A 19,820-nucleotide genomic window follows, 5' to 3' on the forward strand; every position below is an offset into this window, starting at 1 on the left:
GGACGGGAGTTTTTTATATTTAAGGAGGAAAATACAATGAAACAACTAACAGGCGCACAAATTCGTCAAATGTTTTTAGACTTTTTCCAAGAAAAAGGACATGCAGTAGAACCTAGTGCATCACTAGTTCCGCATGAAGATCCATCTCTTCTATGGATTAATAGTGGTGTAGCTACATTAAAAAAATATTTTGATGGACGTGTAATCCCACAAAATCCACGTATTACAAATGCTCAAAAATCAATTCGTACAAACGATATTGAAAACGTAGGGAAAACAGCTCGTCACCATACATTCTTTGAAATGTTAGGAAATTTCTCAATTGGTGATTACTTCAAAGAAGAAGCAATTACATGGGCTTGGGAATTCTTAACGAGCGACAAATGGATCGGATTCGATAAAGAATTACTATCAGTTACAATCCATCCAGAAGATGAAGAAGCATTCACAATTTGGAATGAGAAAATGGGCGTTCCAAAAGAGCGTATTATTCGCTTAGAAGAAAACTTCTGGGATATCGGTGAAGGACCAAGTGGACCGAATACAGAGATTTTCTATGACCGCGGAGAAGCCTACGGTAATGACTTTAGTGACCCAGAATTATATCCAGGCGGAGAAAACGAGCGTTACTTAGAAGTATGGAACCTTGTATTCTCTCAATTTAACCATAATCCAGACGGTTCATATACACCACTTCCTAAGAAAAACATTGATACAGGGATGGGTCTAGAGCGTATGACATCTATCGTTCAAGATGTGCCTACAAACTTCGATACAGACCTATTCATGCCGATGATTGGTGCAACAGAAACAATTTCTGGTGAAAAATATCGTAATGGCGATTTAGAAAAAGATATGGCATTCAAAGTAATTGCTGACCATATCCGTACAGTAACATTCGCTGTTGGTGACGGTGCTCTTCCATCTAACGAAGGCCGTGGTTATGTATTACGTCGTTTATTACGCCGCGCTGTTCGTTATTCGAAGAAATTAAACATCAATCGTCCATTTATGTTTGAATTAGTACCGGTTGTTGGAGAAGTAATGAAAGACTTCTATCCAGAAGTACTTGAAAAGAAAGATTTCATTGCGAAAGTTGTGAAGAATGAAGAAGAGCGTTTCCATGAAACACTTCATGATGGTGAAGCGATTTTAGCTGAAGTAATTGCAAAAGCAAAAGAAGAAAAAACAACTGTTATTTCTGGAGTAGATGCGTTCCGTCTATATGACACATACGGTTTCCCAATTGAATTAACAGAAGAATATGCAGAAGAAGCTGGCATGACAGTTGATCATGAAGGTTTTGAAAATGAAATGGAAAAACAACGTGAGCGTGCACGTGCTGCTCGTCAAGACGTTGATTCTATGCAAGTTCAAGGTGGTGTCCTTGGAGAAATTAAAGTAGCGAGCGAATTCGTTGGTTACGGTACAGTTGCAACAGAAAGTAACGTTGTTGCACTTGTGAAAAACGGTGAATACACAGACAGCTTACAAGCTGGTGAAGAAGGACAATTAATGCTTGATGTAACACCATTCTATGCTGAGAGCGGTGGACAAATTGCAGACCGTGGTTACCTTCTTGCGGATGGTGTGAAAGTTCTTGTAAAAGACGTACAAAAAGCACCAAACGGCCAAAACTTGCATAAAGTTGTTGTTGAAGAAGGTACATTAACGAAAGATGCGGCTGTAAAAGCTATTATCGATACGAAAAACCGTAGTAGCGTTGTAAAAAATCATACAGCAACTCATTTACTACACCAAGCATTAAAAGACGTACTTGGAACACACGTTAACCAAGCAGGTTCTCTTGTAACTTCTGAACGTCTACGCTTTGACTTCTCTCACTTCGGTCAAGTACAAGCTGACGAATTAGAAAAAATTGAGCGTATGGTAAACGAGAAAATTTGGGAAAGTATTGATGTTGAGATTTCTCAAAAAGCAATCGAAGAAGCGAAAGAAATGGGCGCAATGGCATTATTCGGTGAAAAATACGGAGATGTTGTACGCGTTGTACAAGTTGGCGATTACAGCTTAGAGCTTTGTGGTGGTTGTCACGTTGATAATACAGCTTCTATCGGTATTTTCAAAATCGTTGCTGAGTCTGGTATCGGTGCAGGAACTCGTCGTATTGAAGCAGTAACTGGTAAGTCTGCATACGAATTAATGAACGATCAAGTAGGTTTATTAAAAGAAGCAGCAGGAAAAATGAAAACAAATCCGAAAGATATTTTAACAAGAGTTGATGGTCTATTTGCTGAAGTGAAACAACTGCAAAAAGAAAATGAATCTCTTGCTGCGAAATTAAGCAATATCGAAGCTGGAAACTTAACTGATTCTGTAATGACAGTTGATGGTGTGAATGTATTAGCAGCGAAAGTAAATGTTGCAGATATGAATAACTTACGTACGATGATGGATGATCTGAAAAATAAATTAGAGTCAGCAGTTGTTGTATTAGCGTCTGTTAATGACGATAAAGTAAACATCCTAGCAGGTGTAACGAAAGACTTAATTAGCCAAGGTTACCATGCTGGTAAACTTGTGAAAGAAGTAGCTTCTCGTTGCGGCGGTGGCGGTGGCGGCCGTCCTGATATGGCACAAGCAGGCGGTAAAAACCCAGCTCAAGTCGAAGAAGCTTTAGCATTTGTACAAGAGTACGTTAAATCTGTTTCAAAATAAAGAGATAGTAGTGTACAATGGTAGGGAGAGGAGAAGTTCTTCTCCCTATACTTACTATATAAGTGAGGTGCTTGAAATGGACGGTTTTGATAAAACAATGAAGTTTAGCATTCAAGATGAAAAACAGAGTGTCCATGTAAATGATGTACTTTTAACTGTGTATGATGCACTTCAAGAAAAAGGCTATAATCCGATTAACCAAATCGTCGGTTATTTATTAAGTGGAGACCCAGCATACATACCTCGCCATAAAGATGCACGTAGCATCATTCGCAAGCTTGAACGTGATGAGTTAATTGAAGAGCTTGTGAAGTCTTACTTGAAACATCATCGTGAGGAGTAGTTTATGCGGATATTAGGTTTAGATGTAGGTACAAAAACAGTCGGAGTTGCAATTAGCGACGAAATGGGCTGGACAGCACAAGGATTAGAAACAATTAAGATTAACGAAGAACGAGGTCACTTTGGTTTTGATCGTATTTCTGAGTTAGTAAAGCAGTACAATGTGGACAAGATAGTAGTAGGTTTACCTAAAAATATGAATGGTACAATTGGCCCGCGTGGTGAAGCGTGCCAACAATTTGCAGAAAACCTACGAGAGCTGTTACAATTAGACGTTGTAATGTGGGACGAGCGTTTGTCAACAATGGCAGCGGAACGTCTGCTCATTTCAGCCGATGTAAGCCGTAAGAAGCGAAAGCAAGTAATCGATAAGATGGCTGCAGTCGTAATCTTACAAGGATTTTTAGATAGAAAATAAGAGGTGACCAAAATGGAAGAACGTCAAATTACAATTGTAGACGAAAAAGGTAACGAACATTTATGTGAAATTATTTTCACTTTTGATGCTGACAAATTTGGTAAAAAATCATACGTAATCTTCTCTCCAATCGGTGAAGTAGATGAAGATGGAGACCCAATTTATGATGCAATGGCTTATGAACAAAATGAAGAAGAGGGCGGAGTTTTACTTCCAATCGAATCTGAAGAAGAGTGGGAAATGGTACAAGAAACGTTTAACACTATTGCTGATGAGCAAGAAGCTGAATAATAAGTACTGAAAAGATGGACGATATACAGTCCATCTTTTTTTGTATTTATATGTAAAATGAAAGATTTTTTGTCGAAACTGTGTAAGTCTTTGTAGTATAATGAGACGGATTGTAGAAAAATAAAGTGTCAATTAAAAAAGATAAGTAAATTTTTAGCGTTTTTACATCGTGCTGTATAGAAAGGTGTACATACGGTCTACAATTAAGTAAGGAGGAAATGTTTTGATAGAGAATCAAGTGAAAAAGAAGCGTAGACGCATCTTTTTATTTTCGATTATTGCACTGCTTTTAGTTTGTGGTTCAGTCTATGCGTATATTTCATCCGCATTAGGACCAGTTGATAGCGGGAATAAAAAAGAGATTGAAGTAGAAATTCCGAAAGGATCATCTACAAGTAAAATTGGAGAAATTTTAGAAGAAAAAGGCGCTGTAAAAAACGGTACAGTTTTTAGTTTTTATACAAAGGCTAAATCGAAAAGTTTACAAGCAGGTACATATTTATTAAATCCTTCAATGAATGCTGAAGATGTGATTGAACAAATGTCATCTGGCAACGTGCATCGTCCAGCTCTTTATAAAGTGACGATTAAAGAAGGGGCGCAAGTAACTGAAATTGCAGAAACGATTGCGACAGAACTAAAGTGGAATAAAGATGATGTTACGCGTCAATTAAACGATAAAGCATTTATTCAAAAAATGCAGCAAAAGTATCCGAAGTTATTAACGGATAAAATCTTTGATAGCAATATTAAATACCCATTAGAAGGTTATTTATATCCTGCAACGTATTCGTTTTATAAGAAAGATACGACGTTAGAAGAAATTGTAATTCCAATGCTTGAGAAAACAAATGCAATCATTGTTCAAAATGAGGCGAAAATGAAAGCGAAGAATTGGGATGTTCATCAGCTTTTAACATTATCTTCACTTATTGAAGAAGAGGCAACTGGTTTTACAGATCGTCAAAAGATCTCTAGTGTCTTTTATAATCGTTTAGCAAAAGGTATGCCGCTTCAAACGGATCCAACGGTATTATATGCACTTGGAAAGCATAAACAACGTGTATTATACGAAGATTTAAAGGTCAACTCACCGTACAATACGTATGTTGTAAAAGGATTACCGGTAGGGCCGATCGCAAACTCTGGTAAACATTCAGTAGAAGCTGCGTTAGAACCTGCGCAAACAGATTATTATTATTTCTTAGCTGCACCAAGTGGTGAAGTGTACTATGCGAAAACATTAGAAGAGCATAATGCATTAAAGCAAAAATACATTACGAAAAAATAGTGAAATGGGGAGGGATAGCGAAAAAAGTCGCACATCCCTCTTTTTTGTGGTAAAATATATCGGGTTAAAAACTGGCAGAAGAATCGTTTTTAATATCAAAACGGGACGTACAAGCTAAGGATAAAGCTGGCTTGTATTTTTATTGCATTCTATGTGTGAAAAGACGTCATAGAGGCACTTCTCCATGTAAATAAGGAGGACCATTTATGGAGGATGCAGTTAACGAGTACCTATTATCATTTATTGATCCGAAAGATAAATTAATTCTTGAAATGGAAGAATATGCAACAGAAAATCATGTGCCGATTATGGATCGACTTGGAATGGAATTTATGCTGCAATTTTTACGTTTAATTGGACCGAAAAGCATTTTAGAACTTGGAACAGCAATCGGTTATTCTAGTATTCGTATGATGCAAGCTATTCCAAATTCACGTATTGTGACAGTTGAGCGCAATCGTGAGCGATATGAAAAAGCACTTGAATATATAGAACGTTCCCCAGTAACAGATCGTATTTCAGTTATTTACGGTGATGCGTTAGAGACAGGTGAACAAGTAAAAGAACACGGGACATTTGACGTTATTTTTATTGATGCAGCAAAAGGACAGTATCGTCGCTTTTTTGACTTATATGAACCGTTATTAAATCCTGGTGGCGTAATTATTTCAGATAATGTTATGTACCACGGTCTTGTAACGACAAAAGAGAAAATTGAAAACAGACGTACACGTGGTTTAATCCGTCGTATTAAGACGTACAATGAGTGGCTTATGAACCATGAAGGATATGATACAACGATTTTCCCAATTGGTGATGGAGTAGCTGTTAGTAAAAAGAGAGGGTGACCAAGGTATGAAGAAACCTGAATTGTTAGTAACGCCAAGAGCGGTGGCGGATATCGAACAACTTGCGAAAGCAGGAGCAGATGCGGTAATGATCGGTGAGCAAAAGTTTGGTTTACGTTTAGCAGGGGAGTTTTCACGTGAAGATGTAAAACAAGCTGTGAAGATTGCACATGAAAATGGTGTGAAAGTATACGTAGCCATGAACGCTATGTTCCACAACGATAAAGTAGAAGAATTAACAGATTACGTTTCATTTTTAAACGAAGTAAATGTAGATGCAATTGTTTTCGGAGATCCAGCGGTATTAATGGCTGTTCGTGAAGTAGCACCAAATATGCAGTTGCACTGGAATACAGAAACGACAGCAACAAACTGGTTCACTTGTAATTACTGGGGACAAAGAGGATCAAAGCGTGCTGTATTAGCTCGTGAGCTTAGCTTAGATGAAATTGTTGATTTAAAAGAAAATGCTGAAGTGGAACTGGAAGTACAAATTCACGGTATGACTTGTATGTTCCAATCGAAGCGTTCATTAGTAGGAAACTACTTTGAGTATCAAGGACGTAATCTTGACATTGAAAAGAAAAAATATGAAGAGAATATGTTCTTATATGACCCAGAGCGTAACAATAAATATCCAATTTATGAAGATGAAAATGGTACTCACATTATGAGTCCGAACGACATTTGTTTCATCGATGAATTAGAGGAACTAATCGATGCTGAAGTTGATAGCTTAAAAATCGACGGTGTACTAAAAAGCTCTGAATACATTATTGAAGTAACGAAGAAATATCGTCAAGCGATTGATTTATGCGTAGAAGATCGTGATGCATATTATGACGTGAAAGATGATCTATATAAAGAAATAGAAGAAATGCAACCAGTAAATCGTCCGTTAGATACAGGATTCTTCTTTAAAGAAACGGTTTACTAAACGAGGAGGGTGTAGGAAATGACTGTACAAGAAATTTCACGAGTGATCGATGGCAAACGTGTTATTGTGAAGAAACCTGAACTGTTAATCCCTGCGGGTAACTTAGAAAAATTAAAAGTAGCTATCCATTACGGGGCAGATGCTGTATATTTAGGTGGACAAGAATTTGGTCTTCGTTCGAATGCAGGTAACTTTACGCTAGAAGAAATGGCAGAAGGCGTTGAGTTTGCAAAGAAGTATGGAGCAAAAATATACGTAACAACAAATATCTTTGCACATAATGAAAATATGGACGGGCTAGAGGAATATTTAAAAGGGATTGAAAAAGCTGGCGTAACGGGAATTATCGTTGCTGATCCGCTTATCATTGAGACTTGTAAACGCGTAGCGCCTTCTGTTGAGGTGCATTTAAGCACACAGCAATCACTATCCAACTGGAAAGCAGCACAGTATTGGAAAGAAGAAGGTTTACATCGTCTTGTATTAGCTCGTGAAGCAAGCTATGAAGAAATGAAAGAAATTAAAGAAAAAGTGGATATTGAAATTGAAGCGTTCGTCCATGGTGCAATGTGTATCGCATATTCAGGAAGATGTACATTAAGTAACCATATGACAGCGCGTGATTCTAATCGTGGTGGTTGTTGCCAATCTTGCCGCTGGGATTATGATTTAGTTCAAACAGTATCACAACATAAAGATGCAAAAGAGCTTCCTCTATTCCAAGAAGGAGATGCTCACTTTGCGATGAGTCCAAAAGATTTAAATTTAATTTTATCAATTCCAAAAATGATTGAAATCGGAATCGATAGCTTAAAGGTAGAAGGACGTATGAAATCAATCCATTACGTAGCGACTGTAGCAACTGTATATCGTAAAGTAATTGATGCGTATTGTGCGGATCCAGATAACTTTGAGTTTAAACAAGAATGGTTAGATGAGCTTGATAAATGTGCAAATCGTGATACAGCTCCTGCATTCTTTGAAGGGGTTCCAGGACATCAAGAGCAAATGTTTGGAAATCATAGTAAGAAAACAACGTATGATTTTGCTGGTTTAGTGTTAGATTATAATGAAGAAACGGGCATCGTAACGATTGAGCAACGTAATCATTTCAAACCAGGACATGAAGTGGAGTTCTTTGGACCAGAAATAGAAAACTTTACGCAAACGGTGGAGAAAATTTGGGATGAGGATGGAAACGAATTAGATGCAGCGAGACATCCGTTGCAAATCGTGAAATTCAAAGTGGATCAACGAGTGTATGTGAATAATATGATGCGCAAAAGCATACTTCAATAAGAAAGAGTGATAGTCGAATGGGGACGAATAAGCCTGTTGTAATTGGAATTGCTGGTGGTTCGGGATCAGGTAAAACGAGTGTAACGAAAGCGATTTTTGACCATTTTAAAGGTCATTCTATTTTAATCTTAGAGCAAGATTATTATTACAAAGATCAAAGCCATTTACCAATGGAAGAGCGTTTAAAAACAAATTATGATCATCCGCTTGCGTTTGATAATGATCTGTTAATTGAACATTTGCAGCAGTTGCTTGCATATGAGCAAATTGATAAGCCTGTATATGACTATACATTGCATACGCGTTCAGAAGAAATTATTCCGGTTGAGCCGAAAGATGTAATTATTTTAGAAGGAATTCTTATTTTAGAAGACCCACGTCTTTGCGAGTTAATGGACATTAAATTATTCGTTGATACGGATGCTGACCTTCGTATTCTGCGCCGCATGCAACGTGATATTAAAGAGCGCGGTCGTACGATGGATTCAGTTATTGATCAGTACGTAAATGTTGTACGTCCAATGCACAATCAATTTATTGAGCCTTCTAAGAAATTTGCGGATATTATTATCCCTGAAGGTGGACAAAACCACGTTGCAATTGATATTATGGTGACAAAAATTGCAACAATTCTTGAACAAAAAGTAAATTTGTAATAGCATAGTAAAAGATATACGGTAGGAAGGGATTTTTTCCCTTCTTATCGAATACAATGAAACATGCAACCTCATCTATATATAGGTGAGGGCATATTTATATCAACTTTCCATACATATCTTCTTTATATAAAGAAGAATTGGAAATACGGGGTTGTATGTGACAACTCCGCTAGTGCAAGGGTACTAGAAACCTCCGCTAACAATGGAAGCGGAGGAGTTTTCATATGGAACTCCTCTTTTTTTTCGGGGGATTGGTATATAAAAGGAGTGGAAAATATGTCAACAGAAAAAACATACCCTATGACGCAAGAGGGTAAGCAAAAACTAGAGAACGAACTTGAGCAATTAAAAACAGTAAGACGTAAAGAAGTAGTAGAACGTATTAAAATCGCACGTAGCTTCGGGGATCTTTCTGAGAACTCTGAGTACGATGCAGCGAAAGATGAGCAAGCGTTCGTAGAAGGACGTATTACACAATTAGAAAATATGATTCGTAACGCAGTTATCATTAAAGATACTGGCGAAGTATCTACTGTTGTTACATTAGGTAAAACAGTAACATTTAAAGAATTACCAAACGGAGATGAAGAAGCGTATACAATCGTAGGTAGCGCGGAAGCTGATCCATTCGAAGGAAGAATTTCTAACGATTCTCCAATCGCAAAAAGCTTATTAGGTAAGCAAATTGGTGAGAAAGTAACAATCCAAACACCAGGCGGAGAAATGCAAGTAGAGATTGTCTCTGTAAAATAAAAAAAAAGATTCTCCTATCGGGAGAATCTTTTTTTTTCTGTAGAATGAAAAAAATTGTGTAAACCTTAGAGTGATTCGACAAAAAATGTCAAAAAAACACTTTAAGCTTTGATATCATAATTAGAGACCATAGGTTTTAAAAGGGAAAAGGGGCTAATTATGAAACATAAAATCTTTACAGGATTGGTTTGTAGTATCTCCATATTAGGACTTGCTGCATGCGGAACGAATGAAGAAACTACATCATCAAAGGGAGAAAAAGTGAAGCAAGAAGAAAAAAAGGATATTAAAGCAACTGAGAGTTCAAAAGCCTTAGAAAATCCACAAGATAAAAAGGAATTTAATGATTTTGATGTAGCGTATCAATTAGCAATTGTCATGAAAATATTTCAAGATGTAACGATTAAGTATGATTACGCAATTGGGAATCCAGATTATTTATTGCGAGATTCGATGGATCAAAAAACAATAGATGATATGAAGAATATGTTACAAGAACAGGCGAAGAATAATGATAAAATTTTAAAAGATGAAGTGAATCAAGCATATACATATTTAAAACAATCGAAAGTAAGTAATAAAGATGATATTCAAAAAATAATAGATGCACAAAATAATTATTTACATATTGTAGATAAGATGATTACTTGTATTGATTCTGTAACAGTTGAGAATGCAAAAGAAAAAAGAAATGAAATGGATAATCTTAGTAAGGATTATTTAAAAATAGCGGCTAATGTAACAACCACTGTAATTGAAGTTGCTAAAAACACTGGAGTGAATGAAACTGAATTTAGATCGCTTCTTATGAAATTTTTAGAGAAGCCAAAGAAACAATAATAGCCTTATATAATATCTGTTTTTGTTTTGGAGATTGTATAAATAAAATAGTACCTCGTCTAAACTACAATAGACGAGGTGTTTTTTATGAAAATAAAACGGAGAATTACAATTGTTTTAATTTGTTTTATGAGCGTTATGTTTGTATTGCTTTGTCGTTTAATCCAAATTCAAATTATAGATACAGAATCATTTACTGATCGCAAAATAAATTTAATTGAAAAAAGTGTTACGCAACGCACACAATCCATTACAGTAGACGATGGACGTGGGCAGTTTATAGATCGTAATGGTAAAAAAATAGGTGAGGAAAAATATCCTGTTTTAATTATTTTTCCATTTTTACAAATAAAAAATGACATGTTAGAGAAAATCGCGCATATCATTGGTGTGTCGAGACAAGAGATTAGAAGACAAATGAAAAATAATAAAAATGCATTTACACTACAAGGAGAAACGGCTCCATTTCGAGTGACACGAGAGCAGATGGAGAAGGTAAATGAATTACATGTATTAGGTATTGTAGCAGCTGAAGTGCGATTAAAACAAACTGGAGAGATAAATCATTTAATTGGTGATGTAGGGGAGAACGAAAGGGAGTTTCAAAAGCGATATGGAGAATTGAAAAGAATCTCAAAACAAACGCCGATAGGTATTTCAGGATTACAGCAATCATTTGATGAATTTCTATTGACTGATGGAGAGGCAAAAGTATTATATCAAGTAGATCGGCAAGGAGAACCAATTTTCGGAAAGCAAGCGAAATACACTTCACCAGGAAATCCATTTTATCCAGTTAGGATTCAAACTACTTTACATAAAGAGTTGCAGCAAAAAGCAGAAGAAGTGATTGAAGCGAATGAAATAAAGAAGGGGGGACTAGTATTACTTGATGTAAAGACAAATGAAATATTAGCGATGGCTAGTAAGCCGTCTTTACAAGTAAGGGATGAGAATTTATATAAAACTACACTTGAAAATCAAATGTTAACGCCACATTTTCCAGGCTCTGTTTTTAAAACAGTAGTTGCAGCTGCAGTCATTGATCAAAAAGTAAATTTGTTTAATCGGACATTTAACTGTAATAAAGATTTATATGGTGAAAACGACCCGCAAGTTAGGATGGGTACACTTAATTTTAAAGAGAGCTTTGCTAGGAGCTGTAACAGGACATTTTCCGAGTTAGGTAACGAGCTATTACAAAAGGATAAGACGGTGCTAGAAACATACGTAGCAGCTTTAGGAGCAAATGAAAAGGTTGGATGGAAAGGTTCTGTATTTCATACACCTCATTTTGAGCAAATGCCAGAAGAAAAGGGTACTACTATTTGGGGGAATGAAGAAAATAAAAAGAGTAAAAAAGCGGTAGAACAAACAGCAATTGGACAGAAAGATGTACGTATATCACCTCTAGCAATTGCAAATATGATGGCGACGATTGCGAGGAATGGAGAAAAGATGGAAGTGAAAGCAGTTGAAAAAATAGTATATAAAAATGGAGCGGATTTTTTTACATTTGAGAGCCATACGTTAAATGGAAAACAGCTTTCGTATGAAACAGTGAAAACATTACAAGAGTTATTAAGAGGCGTTGTAACAAGGGAGAAAGGAACAGGAACGGCATTCCGTTCGTTGCCACTAAGTGTCGCTGGAAAATCCGGGACAGCGCAAACAGGGAAAGGGACGAGGGTGAATCGCTGGTTTGCAGGTTATTTTCCGTATGAGAATCCAAGATATGCTTTAGTTGTTGTTGATCTAGAGACTGATAGCAAAGTGAATAAAGTTACACCTATTTTTAAAGATATGGTAGGAGCAATCTATCAATTGGAGAATGAAAAGTAATCTTGCAATTTATAGTGAAATGTCTTCATTTCATGAAAATATCATTGTAAATGTTCAACCTTTCTAGATTTAATGTTACAATAGCAATTAGGAAAAACTGCATGGAGGTTTGGAGAATGGCAGGAGGATCAAGATTCCAACAGAAACAACAAAAACGTCGTCAAAACGGTGTTTTAAATATTGCAATCGCTATTGTATTACTATTAGTAGCTATTGTAGCATATCAATTGTTCGTTCCTAGTACGAAAGAGCAAGCATCTTCTACTGATAAGAAAGTCTCTCAACAAACAACAAAGAATGAGAAAGCTGGAAAATCAGAAGATAAAGAATCTGCTAAGAAAAAAGAAAAAGAACAAGAGCAAGCAGAAGCTAAGAAAAAAGCTGAAGAAGAGAAGCTAAAGGCTGAAGAAGAACAGAAAAAAGCTGAAGAAGAAGCGAAAGCTAACGAGAAAGTATCAGCTGAGAAAACTGTATCTAAGGCAAAAGAGGCGTATACAAAACCTTCTTGGAAAGCTGTAGGAACAGAACAAGGTTCATCACCAGCGATGACGTTTAAACAGGGTTCATCAGATTGGAATGAGATGCAAAGTGCAATTGCTGCAGGTGTTGAAGTACCAAAAGAGCAATTAGTATTCCATTTTGTTGGAAGAGACAAAACTGGAAAGAGCAAAGCTTATGGTGATGTTCAAGATAAGCAAAGTGGGAAAAGATATTATGTAAATATTGATTGGGTAGACAATGAGGGCTGGAAACCAGTACTTGTTCAAACTCTAAACTAAAAAAGAGAGGCTCCTTAGGAGCTTCTCTTTTTTGTTAACGCAATTTCTTTAATTTAAAATGAACAACCGCGCTATAATACGGTCTTTTACTTTCAGGATCCATAACCATTTGATGTGAGATGTGATGAACTTCAAGCATAAGTGCTTTATTATTATCAATTTGTTCACTAATTTTTCGTTCTAAAGAAGCTAAGTCTCCCGCTTCAAAAAACTCTACTTTATCTTCTAACATTTCAAAGGTAAATGACATGAAGACGGCCCCTCTCCTATGTAATCAACTATAGTGTAACAAAGAAAAGAAGGAAATACCATGTACATTTCAATTGACATTTTTAGAAAGAGGGAATATCATACTGATAAAACCGATAAGAAAAAGGGGAATTTTTATGGGTACAGAATTTAATGGTTTATTTGATGAGTGGGCTCATACGTACGACTCATTTGTACAAGGCGAAGATATACAATATAAAGAAGTTTTCGCCCATTATGAGGACATTCTAGAGGATGTAGTTAACAAGTCATTTGGTAATGTATTAGAATTTGGTGTCGGTACAGGTAATTTAACAAATAAATTATTACTTGCTGGCCGCACAGTTTACGGTATAGAACCGTCGCGTGAAATGCGCATGATTGCAAAAGAGAAATTGCCAAAAGAATTTTCAATTACAGACGGTGATTTTCTTTCGTTTGAAGTTCCAAATTCAATTGATACCATTGTAAGCACCTATGCATTTCATCATTTAACAGATGATGAAAAAAATGTAGCGATTGCGAAGTATAGTCAATTGCTAAACAAAGGTGGTAAAATAGTGTTTGCTGATACGATATTTGCAGATCAAGATGCATATGATAAAACTGTTGAAACAGCAAAACAAAGAGGTTTCCACCAGTTAGCAAACGATTTGCAAACGGAATACTATACACGTATTCCAGTTATGCAGACTATTTTTGAAAACAATGGCTTCCATGTAACGTTCACGAGATTAAATCATTTCGTTTGGGTAATGGAGGCAACTAAGCAATAGAAAGAGGGATTAGATTGAGAATTGCTGTAATTGGAGCAATGGAAGAAGAAGTACGTATTTTACGTGACAAATTAGAACAAGCAGAGACAGAAACGGTTGCAGGTTGTGAATTTACGAAAGGGCTATTAGCAGGGCATGAAGTAATCTTGTTAAAGTCTGGTATTGGTAAAGTAAACGCAGCGATGTCAACGACAATTTTATTAGAAAAATATAAGCCTGAAAAAGTAATTAATACTGGTTCAGCTGGTGGATTCCATCATTCTCTAAACGTTGGTGATGTAGTTATTTCCACTGAAGTTCGTCACCATGACGTAGATGTAACAGCATTTAACTATGAATATGGTCAAGTACCAGGAATGCCGCCTGGATTTAAAGCTGATGAGGCGTTAGTTGCATTAGCTGAGAAATGTATGCAGGTTGAAGAAAATATTCAAGTTGTAAAAGGTATGATTGCAACAGGTGATTCATTTATGAGTGATCCGAACCGCGTTGCAGCCATCCGTGATAAATTTGAAAATCTTTATGCGGTAGAAATGGAAGCAGCAGCTGTTGCACAAGTATGCCACCAATATGAAATTCCGTTTGTTATCATTCGCGCACTTTCTGATATTGCTGGTAAAGAATCAAATGTTTCATTTGATCAGTTTTTAGATCAAGCAGCTCTTCATTCTACAAACTTTATCGTAAAAGTGTTAGAAGAGTTAAAGTAATGTAACAAAAAGGCAACTGTCTCATATAAAGAAAATACATACAGTTGCCTTTTCTTTATTGGCAAACAAGGGGGAGAACACGATGAATGTATATCGTGGAGTTCATGAGTTAATTGGTCATACACCAATTGTAGAAATTACTCGTTTTTCACTTCCGAAAGGAGTCCGTTTATTTGCAAAGCTTGAATTTTATAACCCAGGCGGAAGCGTTAAGGATCGTTTAGGAAGAGAATTAATCGAAGATGCGCTAGAAAAAGGGCTTGTGACCCAGGGTGGAACAATTATTGAACCGACTGCTGGGAATACTGGTATTGGACTGGCACTTGCAGCATTAGAACATGATTTACGTGTTATTGTTTGTGTACCAGAGAAATTTAGTATTGAAAAACAAGAATTAATGAAAGCACTAGGTGCAACGGTCGTGCATACACCGACTGAGCAAGGAATGACCGGTGCAATTGCTAAAGCAAAAGAGTTAGTAAATGAACTACCGAATTCATACTCTCCAAGTCAGTTCGCAAATGAGGCAAATCCTCGTGCATATTTTAAAACACTAGGACCTGAACTGTGGGACGCATTGAATGGAGAGATTAACATATTTGTTGCTGGAGCAGGAACTGGCGGTACGTTTATGGGGACTGCATCTTATTTGAAAGAAAAAAATATAGATATTAAAACAGTTATCGTAGAGCCAGAAGGATCTATTTTAAATGGTGGTAAGGCTGGTTCACATGAGACCGAAGGAATTGGACTGGAATTTATCCCGCCATTTTTGAAGACATCTTATTTTGATGAAATTCATACGATTTCTGATCGAAATGCATTTTTACGAGTGAAAGAATTAGCGCAAAAAGAAGGACTTCTCGTTGGGAGCTCTTCAGGAGCAGCATTTCATGCGAGCTTACTGGAGGCAGAGAAGGCAGCACCAGGTACAAATATTGTAACGATTTTTCCTGATAGTAGTGAGCGCTATTTAAGTAAAGACATATACAAAGGATGGGAATAAAAAATGAGAGCAAAGACAAAGTTAATTCATGGTATTCGCATAGGAGAACCTTCAACTGGATCTGTAAACGTACCGATTTATCAAACAAGTACGTACAAACAAGAAGCAGTTGGTAAGCATCAAGGATATGAATATTCACGTACAGGTAACCCAACACGTGCAGCTTTAGAAGAAATGATTGCTGTATTAGAAAATGGGCATGCTGGATTTGCATTTGGTTCAGGAATGGCTGCTATTACAGCGACAATTATGTTGTTCTCAAAAGGTGACCACGTTATTTTAACAGATGATGTTTATGGCGGAACATACCGCGTTATTACGAAAGTATTAAACCGTTTCGGTATTGAGCATACATTTGTAGATACAACAAACTTAGAGGAAGTTGAAGAAGCGATTCGTCCAAATACGAAAGCAATTTATGTGGAAACACCAACGAACCCACTACTAAAAATTACTGATATTAAGAAAATATCTACTCTTGCTAAAGAGAAAGACTTATTAACAATTATTGATAACACATTCATGACGCCATATTGGCAGTCGCCGATTTCTTTAGGAGCAGATATTGTGCTTCATAGTGCAACGAAATATTTAGGAGGTCATAGTGATGTAGTTGCAGGTTTAGTAGTTGTAAATAGCCCACAACTAGCAGAAGATCTTCACTTTGTACAAAACTCAACAGGAGGTATTCTTGGGCCACAAGATAGCTTCTTACTACTTCGCGGTTTAAAAACATTAGGAATTCGTATGGAAGAACATGAAACGAATTCACGTGCTATTGCTGAGTTCTTAAATAATCATCCAAAAGTAAAAAAAGTATATTACCCAGGTCTTGAATCACATCAAAATCACGAATTAGCAACAGAACAAGCAAACGGGTTTGGTGCTATTATCTCATTTGATGTAGATAGTGAAGAAACATTAAATAAAGTACTTGAGAAACTACAATACTTTACACTTGCTGAAAGCTTAGGAGCGGTAGAAAGTTTAATTTCTATTCCATCTCAAATGACACATGCATCAATCCCAGCTGATCGCCGCAAAGAATTAGGAATTACAGATACATTAATTCGTATTTCTGTCGGTATTGAAGATGGTGAAGATTTAATTGAAGATTTAGCACAAGCGCTAGCATAATAAAAAAAGCACTGCTCTATATTAGCAGTGCTTTTTTTATTATGTCTATTTTGTGAAACATTTCACAAAATAGACATACACAAACGAAATGATTTCATGTATATTGAATTCAGGAAACGTTACTCACGAACAAACTTGTGAAATTTTTCACAAACAATGAAATTCATGTAGGAAAGCATCTCTATTTTTTTGTGTTAATTGGGACTTATTTTGATCTGCAGGGACATATAAGGACCGTAATAGTAGAATAGGAGGAAATTCACATGGTAGTCAAAGAGAAAGTTGTAAATGAAATGCAGGAAGTAAAAAAGATGATTGATACGCTAGTAAATAATGGTCAACAAGCTTTACAAGCATTAGAAAGTTTTACACAAGAGGAAATTGACAACATTGTTCATGAAATGGCATTAGCAGGTGTTGATCAACATATGCCGCTAGCAAAATTGGCAGTTGAAGAAACTGGCCGTGGTGTATATGAAGACAAATGCATTAAAAATATTTTTGCCACTGAATATATTTGGCATAGTATAAAGCAAGATAAAACGGTAGGGATTATTCACGAAGATCCTCATGAAGAAATAATAGAAATCGCGGAACCTGTCGGTGTAGTAGCTGGAGTAACACCAGTAACGAATCCAACGTCGACAACAATGTTTAAAGCGTTAATTGCGATAAAAACAAGAAATCCAATTATTTTCGCATTTCATCCTTCCGCACAAAAATGTTCTGTGGCAGCAGCGAAAACCGTATATGATGCAGCGATGAAAGCTGGTGCACCAAAACACTGTATTCAATGGATTGAAAGACCGTCTGTTGAAGCGACGAAACAATTGATGAACCATGATGGTGTAGCACTCGTTCTAGCAACTGGAGGCGCTGGTATGGTGAAATCAGCTTACTCTACTGGAAAACCAGCGTTAGGCGTTGGTCCTGGTAATGTACCGTGTTATATAGAAAAATCAGCACATGTAAAACGAGCTGTTAATGATTTGATTTTATCAAAAACATTTGATAACGGTATGATTTGTGCATCGGAACAAGCAATCATTGTCGATAAAGAAATTTATGATGATGTTAAAACAGAAATGATTGAAAACAGTTGTTACTTTGTAACAGAAGAAGAAAGAAAAAAATTAGAAAAGCTCGTTATAAATGAAAATACATGTGCAGTAAATAGTGATATTGTAGGGAAATCAGCACAGTATATTGCCGATTTAGTTGGGATCACTGTTCCTGGACATACAAAAATGCTTGTAGCTGAAATTCAAGGTATCGGAGCAGCATATCCGTTATCCCGTGAGAAACTGAGTCCAGTATTAGCTTGTGTGAAGGCAAATTCATTAGAAGAAGGATTTACATATTGCGAAGAAATGTTGAACCTCGGTGGTTTAGGACATTCAGCAGTTATCCATTCTACAAATAAAGATGTGCAAAAGCAATTTGGGTTACGTATGAAAGCTTGCCGTCTCATTGTAAATGCACCTTCATCACAAGGTGGAATAGGGGATATATATAATGGATTTATTCCATCACTTACACTTGGTTGTGGTTCATACGGAAAGAATTCAGTTTCCCAAAATGTAACAGCGACTCATTTATTAAATATAAAAAGGCTGGCAAATAGAAAAAAGAATATGCAGTGGTTCAAACTGCCACCAAAAATTTATTTTGAAAAACATGCTACAGCTTATTTAGCAAATATGCCTAACATTTCACGTGCATTTATTGTAACGGACCCCGGAATGGTTGAACATGGCTATGTCGATACAGTCGCGCACTATTTAAACAAGAATGCAAATGATGTGAAAGTTGAAGTTTTCTTTGAGGTCGAACCAGATCCATCAGATGAAACTGTTTTCAAAGGTGCGGAAATGATGAAAAGCTTTAAGCCAGATGTAATTATCGCACTTGGTGGTGGTTCAGCTATGGATGCAGCAAAAGGAATGTGGTTATTCTATGAGCATCCAGAAACGACATTCTATGGTATTAAACAGAAATTTTTAGATATAAGAAAACGTACATGTAAATATCCGGAATTAGGAAATAAGGCGCAGTTTGTTGCGATTCCAACGACATCAGGAACGGGATCAGAAGTGACACCATTTGCGGTTATTACAGATAAGAAAAATAATATAAAGTATCCGCTCGCAGATTATGAATTAACACCAGATGTAGCAATTGTTGATCCACAATTTGTAATGACAGTACCACCACATGTAACAGCAGATACTGGTATGGATGTTTTAACACATGCAATTGAGGCGTATGTGTCTGTTATGGCAAATGACTATACAGATGGATTAGCATTAAAAGCTATTGATCTCGTATTCAAATATTTACCGAGAGCATATAAAGATGGAAATGATGAAGAAGCAAGAGAAAAAATGCATAACGCTTCTGCAATTGCAGGGATGGCATTTGCAAATGCTTTCCTCGGTATTAATCACAGCTTAGCACATAAGATTGGACCAGAATTCCATATTCCGCACGGACGCGCAAATGCCATTCTAATGCCGCACGTAGTCCGCTATAATGCTATTAAGCCAAGAAAACACGCATTGTTCCCAAAATATGAGCACTTTGTGGCAGATGAAAGATATGCACATATAGCGAGAATGCTCGGGCTTCCAGCAAGTTCGGCAGCAGAAGGGGTGGAATCACTCGTCCGAGCAATTATTGAGCTTGGAAAAAGCTTAAATATTAATATGAGTATTGCGGGACAAGGAGTCGATAAAGAGCAATTTGAAGAGGTTGTTGGAGTATTAGCAGAAAGAGCTTTTGAAGATCAATGTACAACTGCTAATCCAAAGTTACCGCTTATTTCAGAGCTGAAAGAAATTTATATGGAAGCATATAAAGGTGAATAATGATAAAAAAAGAGCCGCAGTAAAAGCGGCTCTTTTTTTATTGGAAAACATCTCCCAGAATGGCTGTATTTACTGGTCTTTCAGTTTCATAGAATAT

The 19,820-nt window shown here is 36.5% G+C and carries 19 protein-coding genes; 18 read left to right on the top strand and 1 reads right to left on the bottom strand.

Annotated features, from left to right (window positions below):
* Positions 1-36 precede the first annotated feature (36 nt).
* From alaS to AB6801_RS08545, 13 genes are all read left to right on the top strand, one after another.
* On the top strand, positions 37-2,679 hold the full coding sequence (alaS, locus tag AB6801_RS08485; RefSeq protein ID WP_000811831.1) for an alanine--tRNA ligase: 2,643 nt from the start codon (positions 37-39) through the stop codon (positions 2,677-2,679).
* 76 nt (positions 2,680-2,755) lie between these two features.
* Positions 2,756-3,022 carry an IreB family regulatory phosphoprotein gene (locus tag AB6801_RS08490; RefSeq protein WP_000348590.1) on the top strand — a complete coding sequence of 89 codons (267 nt, stop codon included), beginning with the start codon at positions 2,756-2,758 and terminating at the stop codon, positions 3,020-3,022.
* 3 nt (positions 3,023-3,025) lie between these two features.
* Positions 3,026-3,439: a Holliday junction resolvase RuvX gene (ruvX, locus tag AB6801_RS08495; RefSeq protein ID WP_001221192.1), complete on the top strand. Its 414-nt coding sequence runs from the start codon at positions 3,026-3,028 to the stop codon at positions 3,437-3,439.
* 12 nt (positions 3,440-3,451) lie between these two features.
* Positions 3,452-3,730, top strand: a complete 279-nt coding sequence (locus AB6801_RS08500) for a DUF1292 domain-containing protein (RefSeq protein WP_000392730.1) — start codon at positions 3,452-3,454, stop codon at positions 3,728-3,730.
* Positions 3,731-3,953: 223 nt separating this feature from the next.
* Positions 3,954-5,021: an endolytic transglycosylase MltG gene (gene mltG / locus AB6801_RS08505; protein ID WP_000572137.1), complete on the top strand. Its 1,068-nt coding sequence runs from the start codon at positions 3,954-3,956 to the stop codon at positions 5,019-5,021.
* 206 nt (positions 5,022-5,227) lie between these two features.
* Positions 5,228-5,869, top strand: coding sequence for an O-methyltransferase (locus tag AB6801_RS08510; protein ID WP_000389102.1), 642 nt, complete (start codon positions 5,228-5,230; stop codon positions 5,867-5,869).
* 7 nt (positions 5,870-5,876) lie between these two features.
* Positions 5,877-6,806 carry a peptidase U32 family protein gene (locus AB6801_RS08515; protein ID WP_000742807.1) on the top strand — a complete coding sequence of 310 codons (930 nt, stop codon included), beginning with the start codon at positions 5,877-5,879 and terminating at the stop codon, positions 6,804-6,806.
* Positions 6,807-6,824: 18 nt separating this feature from the next.
* Complete coding sequence (locus AB6801_RS08520) at positions 6,825-8,105, top strand: peptidase U32 family protein (protein ID WP_000217974.1); 1,281 nt, start codon at positions 6,825-6,827, stop codon at positions 8,103-8,105.
* A 17-nt stretch (positions 8,106-8,122) separates the two neighbouring features.
* Positions 8,123-8,761, top strand: coding sequence for a uridine kinase (udk, locus tag AB6801_RS08525; RefSeq protein WP_000537078.1), 639 nt, complete (start codon positions 8,123-8,125; stop codon positions 8,759-8,761).
* 279 nt (positions 8,762-9,040) lie between these two features.
* Positions 9,041-9,517 (top strand): transcription elongation factor GreA, encoded by a 477-nt coding sequence (gene greA, locus AB6801_RS08530; RefSeq protein WP_000102591.1) that lies wholly within the window; start codon positions 9,041-9,043, stop codon positions 9,515-9,517.
* Between the two features lie 159 nt (positions 9,518-9,676).
* On the top strand, positions 9,677-10,357 hold the full coding sequence (locus AB6801_RS08535) for a hypothetical protein (RefSeq protein WP_000680878.1): 681 nt from the start codon (positions 9,677-9,679) through the stop codon (positions 10,355-10,357).
* 87 nt (positions 10,358-10,444) lie between these two features.
* Positions 10,445-12,199, top strand: a complete 1,755-nt coding sequence (locus AB6801_RS08540; protein ID WP_061138943.1) for a peptidoglycan D,D-transpeptidase FtsI family protein — start codon at positions 10,445-10,447, stop codon at positions 12,197-12,199.
* A 116-nt stretch (positions 12,200-12,315) separates the two neighbouring features.
* Positions 12,316-12,978: a YrrS family protein gene (locus tag AB6801_RS08545; RefSeq protein ID WP_000897099.1), complete on the top strand. Its 663-nt coding sequence runs from the start codon at positions 12,316-12,318 to the stop codon at positions 12,976-12,978.
* A 34-nt stretch (positions 12,979-13,012) separates the two neighbouring features.
* Here the strand turns inward: AB6801_RS08545 and AB6801_RS08550 are convergent, their stop codons facing one another.
* The gene (locus AB6801_RS08550) at positions 13,013-13,228 is read right to left on the bottom strand and encodes a YrzA family protein (RefSeq protein ID WP_000010984.1); all 216 of its coding nucleotides are present in this window, start codon (positions 13,226-13,228) and stop codon (positions 13,013-13,015) included.
* 136 nt (positions 13,229-13,364) lie between these two features.
* Between AB6801_RS08550 and AB6801_RS08555 the strand changes: the two genes are divergently transcribed.
* The 5 genes from AB6801_RS08555 (at position 13,365) to adhE (ending at position 19,723) form a co-directional block, all read left to right on the top strand.
* On the top strand, positions 13,365-14,003 hold the full coding sequence (locus AB6801_RS08555; RefSeq protein ID WP_000536315.1) for a class I SAM-dependent methyltransferase: 639 nt from the start codon (positions 13,365-13,367) through the stop codon (positions 14,001-14,003).
* Between the two features lie 14 nt (positions 14,004-14,017).
* On the top strand, positions 14,018-14,713 hold the full coding sequence (gene mtnN / locus AB6801_RS08560) for a 5'-methylthioadenosine/S-adenosylhomocysteine nucleosidase (protein ID WP_001217028.1): 696 nt from the start codon (positions 14,018-14,020) through the stop codon (positions 14,711-14,713).
* Between the two features lie 82 nt (positions 14,714-14,795).
* Positions 14,796-15,719 carry an O-acetylserine dependent cystathionine beta-synthase gene (locus AB6801_RS08565; RefSeq protein ID WP_001103881.1) on the top strand — a complete coding sequence of 308 codons (924 nt, stop codon included), beginning with the start codon at positions 14,796-14,798 and terminating at the stop codon, positions 15,717-15,719.
* A gap of 3 nt (positions 15,720-15,722) precedes the next feature.
* Positions 15,723-16,856, top strand: a complete 1,134-nt coding sequence (locus AB6801_RS08570) for a bifunctional cystathionine gamma-lyase/homocysteine desulfhydrase (RefSeq protein WP_370941057.1) — start codon at positions 15,723-15,725, stop codon at positions 16,854-16,856.
* Between the two features lie 263 nt (positions 16,857-17,119).
* A complete protein-coding gene (gene adhE, locus AB6801_RS08575) occupies positions 17,120-19,723 on the top strand; it encodes a bifunctional acetaldehyde-CoA/alcohol dehydrogenase (RefSeq protein WP_000260500.1) in 2,604 nt (867 codons plus the stop codon).
* Positions 19,724-19,820: the final 97 nt, after the last annotated feature.

The sequence above is a fragment of the Bacillus sp. RCC_6_1 genome (assembly GCF_041360755.1).
Classification (GTDB): Bacteria; Bacillota; Bacilli; order Bacillales; family Bacillaceae_G; genus Bacillus_A; species Bacillus_A cereus.